Origin of the sequence: Micromonospora matsumotoense, assembly GCF_900091525.1 — a bacterium.
GTDB classification, from domain to species: Bacteria; Actinomycetota; Actinomycetes; order Mycobacteriales; family Micromonosporaceae; genus Micromonospora; species Micromonospora matsumotoensis.
The window spans coordinates 681,883-696,935 of record NZ_FMCU01000001.1 but is presented as its reverse complement, the minus strand read 5'-3'; the positions used below and the strand labels follow the sequence as shown (position 1 = coordinate 696,935).

Annotated in this window: 10 protein-coding genes; 5 read left to right on the top strand and 5 right to left on the bottom strand. The window is 74.6% G+C overall.

Annotated features, from left to right (window positions below; genetic code table 11):
- The first annotated feature begins 202 nt into the window (after nucleotides 1-202).
- From GA0070216_RS02985 to GA0070216_RS02970, 4 genes are read left to right on the top strand one after another with little or no spacing between them, the layout of a single operon-like run.
- Nucleotides 203-1,891 carry a ferric reductase-like transmembrane domain-containing protein gene (locus GA0070216_RS02985; protein WP_245722260.1) on the top strand — a complete coding sequence of 563 codons (1,689 nt, stop codon included), beginning with the start codon at nucleotides 203-205 and terminating at the stop codon, nucleotides 1,889-1,891.
- Nucleotides 1,888-3,354 (top strand): NADH-quinone oxidoreductase subunit NuoF family protein, encoded by a 1,467-nt coding sequence (locus GA0070216_RS02980; RefSeq protein ID WP_091238291.1) that lies wholly within the window; start codon nucleotides 1,888-1,890, stop codon nucleotides 3,352-3,354. The genes GA0070216_RS02985 and GA0070216_RS02980 overlap by 4 nt, the downstream gene beginning before the upstream one ends.
- Before the next feature lie 59 nt (nucleotides 3,355-3,413).
- Entirely contained in the window at nucleotides 3,414-4,043 is a 630-nt protein-coding gene (locus tag GA0070216_RS02975) for a TlpA family protein disulfide reductase (RefSeq protein ID WP_091238287.1), read from the top strand.
- Nucleotides 4,043-4,897 (top strand): cytochrome c biogenesis CcdA family protein, encoded by an 855-nt coding sequence (locus GA0070216_RS02970; protein WP_091238284.1) that lies wholly within the window; start codon nucleotides 4,043-4,045, stop codon nucleotides 4,895-4,897. The genes GA0070216_RS02975 and GA0070216_RS02970 overlap by 1 nt, the downstream gene beginning before the upstream one ends.
- A 227-nt stretch (nucleotides 4,898-5,124) precedes the next feature.
- Here the strand turns inward: GA0070216_RS02970 and serS are convergent, their stop codons facing one another.
- From serS to GA0070216_RS02945, 5 genes are all read right to left on the bottom strand, one after another.
- Nucleotides 5,125-6,411, bottom strand: coding sequence for a serine--tRNA ligase (gene serS, locus GA0070216_RS02965; RefSeq protein WP_091238281.1), 1,287 nt, complete (start codon nucleotides 6,409-6,411; stop codon nucleotides 5,125-5,127).
- Between the two features lie 1,322 nt (nucleotides 6,412-7,733).
- Nucleotides 7,734-8,825: a DNA polymerase III subunit beta family protein gene (locus GA0070216_RS02960; RefSeq protein WP_425413123.1), complete on the bottom strand. Its 1,092-nt coding sequence runs from the start codon at nucleotides 8,823-8,825 to the stop codon at nucleotides 7,734-7,736.
- 55 nt (nucleotides 8,826-8,880) lie between these two features.
- A complete protein-coding gene (locus tag GA0070216_RS02955; RefSeq protein WP_091238279.1) occupies nucleotides 8,881-10,062 on the bottom strand; it encodes a saccharopine dehydrogenase family protein in 1,182 nt (393 codons plus the stop codon).
- A 29-nt stretch (nucleotides 10,063-10,091) separates the two neighbouring features.
- On the bottom strand, nucleotides 10,092-11,264 hold the full coding sequence (locus GA0070216_RS02950; protein WP_091238276.1) for a zinc-dependent alcohol dehydrogenase: 1,173 nt from the start codon (nucleotides 11,262-11,264) through the stop codon (nucleotides 10,092-10,094).
- Complete coding sequence (locus tag GA0070216_RS02945) at nucleotides 11,261-11,677, bottom strand: hypothetical protein (RefSeq protein ID WP_091238274.1); 417 nt, start codon at nucleotides 11,675-11,677, stop codon at nucleotides 11,261-11,263. The genes GA0070216_RS02950 and GA0070216_RS02945 overlap by 4 nt, the downstream gene beginning before the upstream one ends.
- 225 nt (nucleotides 11,678-11,902) lie before the next feature.
- Here GA0070216_RS02945 and GA0070216_RS02940 point away from each other — a divergent pair, with 225 nt between their 5' ends.
- Entirely contained in the window at nucleotides 11,903-14,893 is a 2,991-nt protein-coding gene (locus tag GA0070216_RS02940) for a winged helix-turn-helix domain-containing protein (protein WP_091238949.1), read from the top strand.
- Nucleotides 14,894-15,053 lie beyond the last annotated feature (160 nt).

Below are 15,053 nucleotides of genomic sequence, written 5' to 3'. Positions count from 1 at the left end.
GCCGGGGTGGTTCGACAATCCACCGAGAATTTTCACCACCCGCACTGATCCGTACGCGCCGGCGGTCCGTACTGGAGGTGGGAGCAAGGTCGGCCGGTGGTGGCGCCGCCGTTAGACGATCGAGGAGCAGATGGCCCGGGCAAAGCAGAATGAGAAGGCCGCGACCGTCCGGACCTCCACCAGTAGCCGTGGTGTCCGGACCGTGTCGAAATCCGTGCTGGCACTGATGGTGGCTTCCGCGCTGGGCCTGCTCTGGGCGGGCGTGGAGATGACCGGCAACGGTGCGGTGATGTACGCGTACGGGTTCTTCTTCACCGAGTTCTTCGCCGGGGTGGTCACCCTGGTGGCGCTCAGCCTCACCGTGATGATGGGCCTGCTCGCCACCGACCGGCTGGTCCTCATGATCCGGCACCGGGTGCTGCTGCAGTCCGCGCACCGGGCCACCGGTGTCCTCGCCGTCGCCGGCCTGGTGTTCCACGTCATCACCAAGATCGCGATCGGCCGGGCCGGGCCCAGCGACGCCGTGGTCCCGTTCATCGGCGGCAGCGGGCTCTACGTCGGCTTCGGCACGGTGGCCGCGTTCCTCATGGTGAGCGTCTTCTGGACCGGCATCGTCCGGGTCCGCTTCGCCGGCGTCGGCCCCAAGTGGTTCTGGCGCAGCCTGCACTCCCTGGCCTACCTCTCCTGGCCGTTCGCCCTGTTCCACGGCCTCAACGCCGGCCGCGCCGCCAAGTCCTGGGTGGTGCTCAGCTACCTGGCCTGCGTCCTGCTGGTGGTGGTGGCGCTGATGGTGCGGCTGTCGGTCTACCTCGGCAAGCGCACCCGCGAGCAGCAGCAGGCCGCCGCGCTGAACAAGGCGATGACCGCCAAGGCGACCGAGGAGGGCAAGGGCCGGACGCTGCTCAGCGGGCTCGGCCGCAAGAAGGAGGAGGAGACCAGGGAGAGCCGGACGGGTTGGGCCGAGGCCGCCCTGGCCCCGTCGTGGAACGCGCCGCCCGGCGCCGCCCGGCGTCGTGACCCCGAGCGGTTCACCGTTCCGGTGGTGCCCGAGCCCGGCACCCTGCGGGAACCCGTCCGCGGTGGCCGACCCGCCCGGGAGACGCCGCCGGACCCCCGCCGCGAGCGCGACCTGGAACCGGCCGCCCGCCGCCGGACCGTCGAACGCGAGGAGCGCGACGAACGGCCCCGCCGCCGCGACGAGGACGTCGCCCCGGTGTCGGGCACCCGCCGCGCCCGCTACGAGGAGGACGTGGCCCCGGTGTCGGGCACCCGTCGCTCCCGGTACGAGGAGGACGTGGCCCCGGTCTCCGGCAGTCGCCGCGCCCGCTACGAGGAGGACGTGGCCCCGGTGTCGGGCACCCGTCGCTCCCGGTACGAGGAGGACGTGGCCCCGGTCTCCGGCAGTCGCCGCGCCCGCTACGAGGAGGACGTGGCCCCGGTGTCGGGCACCCGCCGGTCCCGGTACGAGGAGGACATCGCCCCGGTCTCCACCGGTCGCCGGGCCCGACGCGACGACGACGACCTGGCCGCCCGCTACTCGGCACCGCCCCGGCGGCGCACCGAGGAGCCCGAGGAGCCGTGGGACAGCCCGAGCCGGTGGTCGGAGTCCAACCGCCCCGTCTCGGCCGAACCGATCTCCGCCGCCCCGCGCAGCGGCTCCGGCCGGCACAGCGTCGAGCCGGAGGTGCCCGAGGAGCCGGACTACTGGCGTCCGCCGGCCCGCTACGTCGCCGACGACATCCCGGTCGACGACACCCCGACCCTGGTCGACCTGGCCTCCCGGCGGGCCCGCAAGGCCACCGGCGACGGCCGGAGCCGGCGCAAGGGCAAGGCCAACGCGGACGCCGTCGACGGGGCGTACTGGGCCGGGCTGCGCGGTGAAGCCAAGTGATGCGTACCAAGGTGCCCCCGGTCGCCTGCATCGGCGAGCCCCGGCTCACCGCCGGCTTCGCCGAGTACGGCCGGCTCGACCTGATGGCACACGAGATGGAGCACGGCCCGATCGGCCCGATGGAACCCGCCAACCTGCTCCGGCTGGCCGAGGCCATCCAGCTCAAGGGCAAGGGCGGGGCCGGCTTCCCGTTCTACCGCAAGTTCAAGGCGGTGCTGGAGTCCTGTGAACGGCAGGACCTGCCCGCCGTGGTGGTGGTCAACGCCACCGAGGGGGAACCGGCCAGTTGGAAGGACAAGGTGCTGCTCACCCGGGCCCCGCACCTGATCCTCGACGGCGCCGCGCTGTCCGCCTACGCGTTGGACGCCGAGGAGATCGTGCTCTGCGTCGCCGACGACCTGATCGGCCGGGAATCGCTCACCGAGGCCCTCGCCGAACGCCGGATGCCGGTGCCCACCACCATCGTCACCGTGCCGCACCGGTTCATCTCCGGCGAGGGCGGCGCGCTGGTCAACGGGATCAACGGACTGCCGCACATCCCGCCGGGCACCAAGAAGCGGTCCAGCGACTCGGGCGTACGTAACCTGCCCACCCTGCTGTCCAACGCCGAGACGTACGCCCAGGTGGCGATCGCCGCCCGGCTCGGCCCGTACGAGTACGCGGCGCTCGGCACCGACGACGAGCCGGGCACCGTGCTGCTCACCGTGACCGGCCAGGCCAAGCGCGCCGCCGTGGTGGAGTGCGCCGCCGGCACCCCGCTACGGGACATCCTCGAACTGTGCGAGGTGCCGGAGGGGCCGGGCATCCTGATGGGCGGCTACCACGGTCGCTGGATCACCTGGGAGGCGGCGCAGCGGGCCGAGCTCACCCGCAAGAGCCTCACCAGCGTCGGCGGCACCCTCGGCGCCGGCATCATCATCCCGCTCGGCCGGGACACCTGCCCGCTCGGCGAGGCCGCCCAGGTGGTCCGCTACCTGGCCGGGGAGTCCGCCGGCCAGTGCGGGCCGTGCAAGCGGGGCCTGCCCGACCTGGCCCGCGCCGTCGACCTGGCGGTCTCGGGCAGCGCCCCGGTGGAGGTCGTCCGGGCCGCCGCCGGCGACGTGAAGGGCCGGGGCGCGTGCAGCCACCCCGACGGCACCTCCCGCTTCGCGCTCTCCGCGATGGAGGTGTTCGCCGACGACCTGCGGCAGCACACCACCGGTGAGGGGTGCGGCAAACGGGTCAAGGGCGTGATGGGGTTGCCCGGCGCCCCCGACGCCAACCCCAAGATGCTCACCCTGGACTGGTCCCGTTGCGACGGGCACGGGCTCTGCGCCCACGTCGTACCGGACTTCATCCGGCTCGACGCCAACGGCTACCCCGCCTTCCCGCCCACCCCCGTGCCGACCTGGCTGAAGGAGGGGGCGATGAAGGCCGTCAAGGTCTGCCCCGAACTCGCGCTGCGGCTGGTCGAGGTCAAGTAGCACCGTCGAGGTCACCCGGCACCGTCCAGGTCACGTAGCACCACCGAGAGGAGATTCGGATGCGGTCGTCGTACCCCAGGACTCGGCCGGGTGGCCGCCCGGCCGCCCGGCTCGCCGTCGCCGCCACCCTGGCCGGCACCCTGCTGGCCGCCTCGGCGTGCGCCGTCGGGCCGACGGCGGCGCAACCCGCCGCCGAGGTCGCCGTGCCGATCGCCACCTCGTCGCCGTTGTCCGCCGGGCCGACCCCGACCGGCGCGCCCACCGCGACCGGCGCACCCGCCCCGGTGCCCGACGCGTTGCGCTTCACCGCAAAGACCCTCGACGGTACGGCCTTCTCCGCCGCCGCCCTGGCCGGCCGGCCGGTGGTGCTCTGGTTCTGGGCGCCGTGGTGCGCCACCTGCGCCAGCCAGGCGTGGACGGTCGCCGAGATCGCCCCGAAGTACCGGGACACCGTGCCGATCGTCGGGGTGGCCGGCCTCGGTGAGCAGAAGGCGATGCGCAGCTTCGTCACCGAGTTCGAACTCGGCGGCACCACGCAGATCGACGACCGGGCGGGCGCGCTGTGGCGTCGCTTCGAGGTCGTCGAACAGAGCACCTTCCTGATCATCGATCGGGACGGGAAGGTCGTCCACCAGGGCTTCCTCGACGGTGAGGACCTGACCCGCCGGGTCGCCGCCCTGGCCGGCTGATGACCGGCCCGCTGCTGCTCGCGCTGACCGCCGGGATGCTCGGCGCGGTCAACCCGTGCGGCTTCGCGATGCTGCCGGCGTACCTGTCGCTGCTGGTCGCCGGGCCGGCGGACGGCCGGGGGGCGATCGGCCGGGCGCTCACCGCGGCGGCCGGCCTGACCTGCGGGTACGTCGTGGTGTTCGGCGCCTTCGGGCTGGCCGTCGCGCCCCTGGCCGACTGGCTGCGCCCCCGGCTGCCGTGGCTGACCGTGACACTGGGGCTGGGCCTGCTGGCGCTCGGGTTGTGGCTGCTCGCCGGCCGCCGGCTGCCCACCCCGCGTCCGTCGGCCCGCGCGCCCCGGCTGACCCGCTCGCTGCCGTCCATGGCGCTGTTCGGCATGGCGTACGCGCTGGCGTCGCTGAGCTGCTCGATCGCGCCGTTCCTGGCGATCGTGGTGACCAGCCTCCAGGCCGGCTCGACCCTGCGCGGCCTGGCGCTGTTCGTCGCGTACGCGATCGGGATGGGTCTGGTGGTGGCGGTGGCGGCGCTCGGCGTGGCGCTGCTCCGTGGCCGGGTGGTACGCGGGCTGCGCGGGGCCGGTGCCTGGGTGCCCCGCCTCAGCGGCCTAGTGCTGCTCGTCGCCGGCGGCTACGTCGCCTGGTACGGCTGGTACGAGGTCCGGCTCGCCCAGGGCCGGCACGACGCCTTCGGCGACCCGGTGGTCGTCGGCGCGGCCCGGGTCCAACGAATGCTGGTGACGACCCTGGACGCGGCCGGTCCGGTGGTGCTCGCCGGGCTGCTGGTCGGGCTGCTCGCGGTGGCGGCACTGCTGCACCGCAGCCGCACCCGGACCGGTGACACCGAACGGGTGTGAACGCGGCGGGTCGGTCGTCGCCGCAGTGGCGTGCGCGGCCGGTCGACCAGGTGGTGTGCGCGGCCGGTCGATGGTTGCCGGGATGGTGTGCGCGGCGGGTCGGTGGTCGCCGGGATGGTCTGCCCGGCCGGTCGCCGGGGCGGTGCGTGCGGTGGTCGGCAGTGCGTGGTCGGCGGTGCGTGCGGTGAGGGGCGGGAGCCCGGAGGCCCCGCCCCTCACCGGAAGCCTCAGCGCAGCGGGGTGAGCCGGTCGGTGCCGAGCCGGTCGCGGAGCACCTCGGGCACCAGCACCGAGCCGTCGGGCTGCTGGAACTGCTCCAGGATGGCCGGGAAGAGTCGGCTGGTGGCCAGCGCCGACCCGTTGAGCGTGTGCACGAAGCGGGTCTGCTTGCCGCCCGGCTCGCGGTATCGGATGGCCGCCCGGCGGGCCTGGTAGTCACCGGCCCAGGAGACCGACGACACCTCCTTGTACTTGCCGGTGCTCGGCATCCACACCTCGATGTCGAGGGTCTTCTTCATCGATGCGCTGGCGTCACCGGCGGAGAGCAGGCTGCGCTGGTAGTGCAGGCCCAGCTTCTCGACCAGGCTCTCCGCGTGGCCGAGCATCTCCTCCAGCGCCGCGTCGGCCTGCTCCGGCAGGGTGAACTGGAAGATCTCCACCTTGTTGAACTGGTGCCCGCGCACGGTGCCGCGCTCATCCGAGTGCGAACCGGCCGCTTCCCGCCGGTAGCAGGGGGTGTACGCGAACGCCTTCAGCGGCAGCTTCGGCGTCTCCAGGATCTCGTCCTGGTAGGCCCCGAGGATGGCGGTCTCGGAGGTGGGCAGCAGGAACTGCCCGCGCGGGGCGGACTCCCGGTCCAGGTGGTAGACGTCGTCATAGAACTTCGGGAACTGGCCGGCGGCGAAACCGGCGGTGTCCAGCAGCAGGTGCGGCGGGAGCAGGAACTCGTAGCCGGCCCGCACGTGCTCGTCGATGAACCAGTTGATCAGCGCCCACTCCAGCCGGGCGCCCAGGCCGGTGTACATCCAGAAGCCCGAACCACCGAGCTTGACGCCCCGCTCGTGGTCGACCAGGCCGAGCGCGCGGCTCAGCTCCACATGGTCGCGGATCTTCTCGATGACCGGGGGCTCGCCGAAGGTCTTCACCACCCGGTTGGCCTCCTTGCCGCCCGGCACGACGTCGTCGGCGGGCAGGTTGGGCAGCTCGCTCATCGTGCCGCGCAGCCGGGACTGCACCTCCTCCAGCTGGGACTCCAGCTCGGCGAGCTGCTTACGCTCGGACTCCGGCGCGACGGACTCCGGCGTGGTGCCGGCCCGCTTCGCTTGTGCGTACGCCCGGGCCTCGGCCTTGCGGCGCTGCCGCTCGGCGTCGATCTCCGTGATCAGGGCGCGACGCTCCTGGTCGAGCCGCTGGATGTCGTCCAGGACCCGATTGACCTCGGCGGGATCCAGCCGCTTCGCCAGCGCGGTCGCCACCGCCTCGCGATCCTTCCGGATCAACTCCATGTCGAGCATGCTGCTCCGTACGCTCCGTCCAGGCGGTCGGGGTGGGACCCTCCGATGCTACCGTCGCGCCCGCCGGCCCCCGGCCCCGGCCGGACGCCCCGGCCGGACACCCCCGCTGCGTGCGCGCCGATATCTGTGCCGGCACCTGGCCTGTACCTGGTCTTTGCTGGTGCCCGGGCCGTGCGTGGCCGGTCCTGAGCTGGATGGCCCGTGCGCCGGTGTTGGCCCTAGGCTCCCGCTGCCCGCTGCCCGCTGCCCGCTGCCCGCTGCCCGCTGCCCGCTGCCCGCTGCCCGCTGCCCGCCCTGCCTGGTCGTGGTGGGCTGGCCGCCCTGCCCGCCCTGCCTGGTCGTGGTGGGCTGGCCGCCCTGCCCGCCCTGCCTGGTCGTGGTGCGCTGGCCGCTGCCGGCCGGCGTTTCGTCGGGCTGCCCGCACTCCCCAGTCGCCATCGTTTCGGCCGTGCTGGCCGCTCATAGCCGGCTTCCGAGGTCGGAGGAAACAGAGCCCCGGCCGATCTCGACAGATGCCACCGCCAAATCCTGTCGTAACCCACAGTGATAAGAGGGTATTAACCTGGCAGTATCACTCTAAGTGATCGCCGAAGTGGCGCTCAACCGTGCACTGGCAGAGTTTTAGCACCCATACCGCGCCTGAACAGGGCATATCCCGCGCCGCCTCGACACCCCTCACTACCCTCACTCACCCACTTTGCTCTGCTGCCGTCGACGCGACGGTCACCATTCGTGCCTGTCGCGTCCGTGGCAGCAGAGCAAAGTGTGCGCAGGAGAGTAGGCAGGGAGGGGTGCTTGTTACCTTCCGTAATCGTCAGTGGACATTGTCGTCCGCTGGTGGCTCCCGCAGTTGGCCCGTTGTCGATGCGGGTCACCCGAGGGCAGGCCGCCACACGATCGGGTCACTGCCGGCGTGTGGGCCGCCGGAGTCGGGCTCCGGGAGCAGGGCGTCCGCAGCCGGTCACCCCGTTCGCAGCGAGTCCTGTCCGCAGTGCTGGTCCCGGCCGCCAGCGCTGGCCGGCAGGCCCGAGCCGACCCGCCCGGAAGTAGGCCGCCCGGAAGTAGGCCGGGTGATGCTGGGGCTCTCGGCGCATTGGCTCCGGTCACCGTCATCACCGGCGGCAGCCGAGGCATCGGCGCCGTCCGCGGCCGGCCGAGGGTGGTGCCGGTGGAGCCCGGACTCGGGCAGGGCAGGGCGGGTCGCGGAGGCGAGGTGCGGCCGGTCGGGCAGGGCGGGTCGCGGAGGCGAGATGCGGCCGGTCGGACCGGGTCTGCTGGCGGAGGCCGATGCAGAGGACAGGACAGCCGGCTGATCCGCGCGGTCAGAGGCGAATCGGCATCAGGATCGAGAAGGTGTCGTCGTCTCCGGGCCGGCGGACGGCCAACGGGGCGATCGGGCCATCGAGTTCCAGCACCAGTTGCGGGCCACCGGCGGCCTCCAGGGCGTCGAGCAGGAAGTCCCCGTTCACTCCGACCAGCAGGTCGGCTCGGTCCGGCCCGGCCAGCTCGGTGGCGTCGACGAGGCGTAGCCCGTTGCGGTCGTCCACCCCGAGCACGGTCACCGGCAGCGGCACCCCCTCGTGTTCCCGGGTGACCGTGGGAGTGTTGGCCCGCAGTGCGGCGCGCAGGGTCGCCACGTCGACCGGGACCTGCCGGGCCGGTGCGCCCGCCGGCCGGTGCAGCAGCCGCCGGTAGTCGGTGAACTCGTACGGCAGGACCGTCGAGCTGGCCTCGGCACCGGCGACGGTGACGCTGACCCGGCCATCGGCGATCGTCAGATGTGCCTGCGCCTGCGTGGCAGCGCCCAGCAGCGCCCGGAACTCGTCGACGGCCGCCGCCGGGAGCAGCGCCCGGACCGGCGGGCCGTCCACCTGGCCGCCGGCGCGGGCCAGCGCCATCCGGTACCGGTCGGTGGCGACCAGCCGCAGGCCGTCGGACTCCACGTCCAGCAGCACACCGGTGAGCACCGGCAGTTCGGGGTCGTTGCCGACGGCGAACCGGACGGCGTCGACGGCAGCGGTCAGCTCGGCGCGGGACAGCACGATTCTGGTGGTCATCGGATACTCCTCGGGATAGATCAGGGCGCGGACCCGGGAGAGTTCGCGGCGGGCGTCGGCGAGACCGTCCTCCAACCGGCGCAGGTGCGCGTCGAGTAGTCGCCCGACCTGCGCAGGTTCCTGTCGCAGTCGCAGCGCGGCGGTGATCTCGGCCAACGGCATGCCGACCCGACGTAGCCCGGCCACCAGCCGGGCCGGCGCCACCTGCGCGCCGGTGTACCAGCGGTAACCGTTCAGCGGGTCGACCAGCGTCGGGGGCAGCACCCCGCACCGGTCATAGAACCGCAGCGCGCTGACCGTCAGGCCGCTGGCCCGGGCCAGCTCGCCGATACTCAGCAGCTCGCTCTCCACGCCCATGATGCTGTGGCCTCCACCAGGTCGAGGGTCAAGCCGCCGACCGCCACCGCTGCGGTCAGCCCTGCGCCGGGAGGACCCGGAACGTCATGCCGGCCTTCACCAACCGGTCCAGCAGCGCGTCGCCCATCGCCGTCACCGGGGTCACCTGCCCGCAGGTGGCGGGCAGTTCGTCGTACGCGAGGCAGAGGGCCGACTCGGCGAGCATCTTGGCGGTCTCGTCGTAGCCGGGATCGCCGCCGGAGACCTCGGTGCGGACGGTGCGGCCACCGCCCTCGCCGACGAACCGCACCCGGAACCACGACCTGGCCCGCTGCGCCGCGCTCGGGCCCTGCCCGGAGGCGAGCCGGCCGAGCAGCCAGCGCCGGGTCGGCGGCAGCTTCACCAGCCCGACGAGGCCGGCCATCCCTGCCCCGGCCAGCAGCACCGTCGGCAGCCGCTTGACGGCGGCGAAATGGCGGTAGCGGAAGTCCGGGCCGTACTCCGGGCGGGCGGCGGCGGACCGGCGGACCACCTGCGGGTCGATGGTGGGCAGCGGCACCGCCCACATGCCGGTCGCCGCCGACCGGCCCACTTTGCCGGGCACCGCGCGGACCCGGCGTCCGTCCGGTCGGGGCTCGACCGCCCGGCGGGCCCGCGCCGCCCGCGTCGCCTCCGCGGTACGGGAGAACGCGGTGAGCGCCGAGTGGTAGGTGCCGGCGGAGAACTTCCCCCCGGCCCGGACGAACCCGTCCACCGTGATCGGCCCGTCCGACGGCAACTGCCGGACCGTGTACCAGGCGCCCAGGTCGTGCGGGATCGAGTCGAAGCCGCAGGCGTGCACCAACCGTGCCCCGGTGCGCACCGCCTCGGCGTGGTGCCGCACGTACATCAGGTCCACGAACTCCGGCTCACCGGTGATGTCGAGATAGTCGGTGCCGGCGGCGGCACACGCCGCGACCAGCGGCTCCCCGTGGTGCACGTACGGGCCGACGGTGGTGGCGAGCACCCGGGTGGACTCCGCCACCGGGCGCAGCGACCCGGCGTCGGTGACGTCGGCGGTGAGCAGCGGCAACCCGGCCAGCCCCGGGTCGATGGCGGCGAGCCGGCCCCGGACCGCTGCCAGCTTCGCCGGGTTGCGGCCGGCCAGCGCCCAGCGCAGCCCGGCCGGGGCGTGCCGGGCCAGGTACTCGGCGGTCAGCCCGCCGGTGAAGCCGGTCGCGCCGAACAGGACGATGTCGTACGGGCGGTCGTGGGACATCCGCCGAGTGTGCCACCCACCCCCGGCCGTCACCCGTGTGGTGTGAAGACCGTCCGGACACAGCCGTCGGCGCGGTCCCGGAACAGGGCGTAACCGGCCGGACCCTGGTCCAGGTCGAACCGGTGCGTCGCCAGGTGCTCGGTCCGTAGCTCGTCGCGGGCCATCCGGTCCAGCAGCATCGGAATCCATCGCTGACCGTGCTGCCGGGCGCTCCGCAGGGTCAGACCCTTGTTCATCACCGCCCCCAGCGGAAAGGCGTCCACGAAACCGGTGAAGGTGCCCGAGACGAAGACCGTGCCACCCTTGCGGCAGGCGTGCACCGCCTCCCGGACGGCCAGCGGGTCCTCGGCCGGGCCGCCCCGGCCGGTGAACCGGTCGGCGAGCGAGGCGGGCCGGCCACCGCCGTCGGCCACCCCGACCGCCTCCACACAGACGTCGGGACCCCGGCCACCACTGCGTTCCCGCAGCTCGGCGGGGACATCAGTGTGCTCGTAGTGCAGTGTTTCGGCACCGGTGTGCCGTTCGGCCATCCGCAGCCGTTCCGGGTACCGGTCGATCACGATCACCCGGTCCGCGCCGAGCGCCGTCGCCGCCTGCGCGGTGAGCTGCCCCACCGCCCCCGCACCCCAGACCGCGACCACGTCACCGGGGCGGACCGCACCCAGCTCGGCACCCATCCAGCCCGCCGGGGCGGCGTCCGAGGCGAAGACCGCCCGGTCGTCGCTGACCGGGTCGGGCACGGTGAACGCCCCGACGTCGGCGTACGGCACCCGGACGTACTCGGCGTGGCTGCCGGCGAAGCCGCCCGTGGTCCGGGGACGGCCGTAACAGCCGCCGGTGGGCTGCCCCCAGGCCGCCTCGCCGACCGTCCCCGGGGCCGCGCCGTTGTCGCAGCAGGAGTGGAGCCCCTGCCGGCAGTACCAGCAGTGCCCGCAGGCCACGGTGGCGCAGACCACCACCCGGTCACCGACGCGGTGCCGGCGTACCGCCGGGCCGACCTCGGCCACCTCACCGAGGAACTCGTGCCCGAGCACGTCCCCGGCGGCGAGCCCCGGCACCCGACCGGCGAGCAGCGGCAGGTCGGCCCCGCAGGTGGCGCTGCGCCGGACCCGGACGATCATGTCGTGGGCGTTGCGCAACTCGGGGTCGGGCACCTGGCGTACCGCGAGCTGGTCGACGCCCTCCCAGCACAGCGCCCTCATCCGGGCACCACCGGGCCGTCGGCCCCGGGCCGGCGGCCGACCGGCCGCTCGGTGCCCGGCCGGTCGGCGCGCAACACCTCACCGGTCTCGGCGAGCTGCCGGACCGCGCGCAACACCTGACGCAGGTAGCCGTCGGGATCGTCGCCGACCAGGTGGGCAGCCATCCCGGGCAGGGTGGCCACCCCGCCGAGCGGCCGGATCGCCAGCTCGGTGCCCCGCCCGCCGGGGGCCGGCCGCAGGTGCAGCTCCACCGCGTCGGCCAGCGGGCGCAGCGGCTCCGGCCACCGCCCGTCGGGCAGCAGCTCCGCCGCCGACACCCCGACCGTGACCACCTGCCAGCGGCCCGACCGGGTGTCGGCCCCCGCCCTCCGCGTCCGCTGGAGGGTGAACCCGTCGCGGATCAGTCGTCCCATCCGTACCACCCGCCTCTTCCGCCGGGACCGGTGCGCTCCGGCCGGTCATCCGGCACCGGCTGCCCGATCCGCCCATGGTCGGTGGGGACCGGGTGAACCGGGCTCGTCCCGAAGGGGTGAACCGCCCCGGGTCGGGTAACCGCCGCCGACCGGGAGCGGAGCGCGGTGAGCCGGTTCGGGTGGCCGCCGCCGACCGGGGAGGCCCGCGCCGACGGGGGAGGGCGGATGCCGCAGCAGCGCAACAGCACCGGGAGCGCCGAGGTGCCCGCCGGCCCGCCGCTGCTCGCGTCCCGGCTGACCGCGCCCGCCCCACCGCAGCCGATGTTGTGGCGGCCCCGGCTGCTGGGCCGCCTCGACGCCGGGGCCGCCGGTGCCCTCACCCTGGTCCGGGCCCCCGCAGGCTGGGGCAAGACGACGCTGCTCACCGCCTGGGCGCGGGCGGCGGACGAGGACCCCCCGGCGTGGGTGCAGGTCGAGGCGGGCGACAGCGGGGAGCGGCTCTGGGCGTACCTCGTGGCGGCCCTGCGGGGCGTGGTCGAGCGGCCGCCGGACGGACCGGCCGCCCTGCCGCCGGTCGTTCCGTTGCGGCCCGACCAGCTGGAGGTGCTCGCCGCGGCCCTGGCCGCCCGGGAGCGTCCGGTCCGGCTCGTCGTCGACGACCTGCACCGGGTCACCGACCCGGCCGTGCTCACCGGTCTGGAGTTCCTGCTGCGGCACGCCGACGGGCGGCTGGGCCTGATCGCCGCCGCCCGGACCGACCTGCCGCCGGCCCTGCACCGGCTGCGGCTGGCCGGTGAGCTGACCGAGATCGGCCCCGACGAGCTGGCCTTCACCACCGACGAGGTGGCCGACCTGCTGGTGGCGCACGGGGTGCCGTTGCCGGCGGTGGCGGTCGCCGCGCTGCGGGACCGTACCGGTGGCTGGCCGGCGGGTCTACGGTTCGCCGCGCTCGCCGCCCGGGGGCAGTCCGATCCGCAGCGGTGGGCGGCGCGGTTCGGGGGTGACCACCCGGACGTGGCGGCGTACCTGCGGGCCGAGGTGCTGGCGCAGTTGCCGACGCCGGCCCGGGAACTGCTGCGGCGCTGCGCCGTCGGCCCGGCGGTCCGCGCCGACCTGGCCGACGCGTTGACCGGTCGGACCGATGCCGGGCCACTGCTGGCCGGGCTGGCCCGTGACAGCGGATTCCTGCACCGCGACGACAGCGACCCGCCCTGGTACCGGCCGCACCCGTTGCTGGCCGATCTGCTCCGCGAGGAACTGGCCGACCTCGCCGACGGGGAGCGCGCCGCGCTGCACGGGCGGGCCGCCGACTGGCACACCGACCACGACCGACCGGCCGAGGCGCTGCGTCATGCGCTCACCGCCGGGCAATGGGACCGGGCCACCGGGCTGCTGCTGACCCACTGGCCGGAGCTGGTGCCGTACGACCGGGAGTCACCGGACGTACCCCCACTTGCGCCGCCGCCCGCCGAGGCGGTGCGCCGGGACCCGGAGCTGGCGCTGGCCGCCGGTGCCGAGCGGGCGTACGCGGGCGACCGGGAGGCGGCGGCCGCCCGGTTGCGGGACGCGGTGGCGGCGGCCCGCGCGCTGCCGGCCCCGCGCCGGGACCGGTTCCGTCGGCTGGCACTGGTGCTGGAACTCACCCTGGCCCGGCTGGCCGGCGACCACCCGGAGGTACGCCGGGCCGCCGCCCGACTGCTGACCACCGCCACCGGACCCGGCCTCCCCAGGACACCTGCCGGTGCCGGCCTGGAGGAGACACCCGCCGGTGTCGATCTCCCGGGGATGCCGACGGGCACCAGCCCGCCCGGGGCGGTGGCGCCGACCGATGACGACCCCCGGACCGGGGAGGACGCGGACGTACGGGCGGTGGCCGGCACCGCGCTCGGCCTGATCGAGCTGGCCGAGGGGGAGTTGGTGGTGGCCGGGGCGTGGTTCGGTCGGGCGCTGGCGGCGGCCCGCCGGGCCGGGCGGCCGCGGACGGAACTGGTCGACGCGACCCGGACGGCACTGCTGCTCGCCCTCGCCGGTGAGCTGTCGCCGGCTGAGGAGACCGCCCGCGCGGCGCTGGTCATGCCTCCCTGCCAGGGATGGTCGAGTCGGGCCGACTGTGGCTACGCGCACCTGACGCTGGCCCTGGTGGCGTTGCACCGGGACCAGCCCACGGAGGCCGTCGCCGAACTGGCGGCGGCCGGCACGGCCATGGTCGGGGCGGCCATGGTCGGGGTGGTGTCCGGCGCGGCGGCGGTCGGGGGGGTGTCGGTCGGGGGGGTGTCGGGCGTGGCGGCGGTGGGCCCGGCCATGGTCGGGGTGGCGACGGTCGGGGTGGTCGCCGGTGGGGGCGTGGTCGGGGCGGTGATGGCGCTGTGCCGGGCGGCGTTGCTGCGCGACGCCGGTGAGCCGGCGGTGGCCATCGAGGTGGTACGCCGGGCCCGGGACGAGCTGACCGGCACGCTCGCCACACCGGCTGGGGAGCCGGCTGGGGAGGGAGATCGTGCCGGGGGTGGGGAACTGGCCGATCGGCTGCTCGCCCTGGAGGCGGACCTGCGTGGCGAGCAGGGAGACCTGGACACCGCCCGTCGGTTGCTCGCCGAGCGGGCCCGGGAGCGGGACCCGGTGCCGGTGCTGGGGTTGGCGCTGGCCCGGGTGGAGCTGCGGGCCGGTGACGTCCGGGCCGCCGGTCACGCGCTACCCGACTGGGAGGCCCCGGGTGCCGCCGACTGGCCGCTGTCGGTACGACTCGCCACCGGTGTCCTGGACGCGGTGCTGGCCCGCCGGGGCGGTGACGAGCGCCGGGCCGGTCGGCTGTTGGAGCGGGTGCTGGACCTGTCCGGCCGACACGGTTACCGGCGGGTCTTCACCCGGGCCGAACCGGAGGTCCGCGACCTGCTCGCCGCCCACCTCGATTCCGGCACCGCCCACTGGCCAGCGGTCAGCGACCTGGTACGCGACGCCGAACAGCCAGCCGAGCACGGGCCGGGTGAACCGCAGCGGGGGCCGGGCGGTCCGGAACGGGCGCTGACCGAGCCGCTCACCGAACGGGAGCTGACCGTTCTGCGCTACCTCCAGAGCATCCTGTCCAACGTGGAGATCGCCGCTGAGCTGTCCCTGTCGGTCAACACCGTCAAGACCCACGTACGCAACATCTACCGCAAGCTCGACGCCACCCGCCGCCGCGAAGCCGTCCGCCGAGCCCGAGCCCTCCACCTCCTCTAACCCCCCACCCACCCTCACTCCCGCCCCCGCCCCCGCCTCCCCCGCCCCCGCCCCGCGGTTTTCCCCGGTGATCAAGAGGTTTGCGTCAACTTTGATCTTCAATCTGACGTAAACCTCTTGATCACCGGGGGCCAGCGCGGACGGGGCGGCGCGGGGGCGG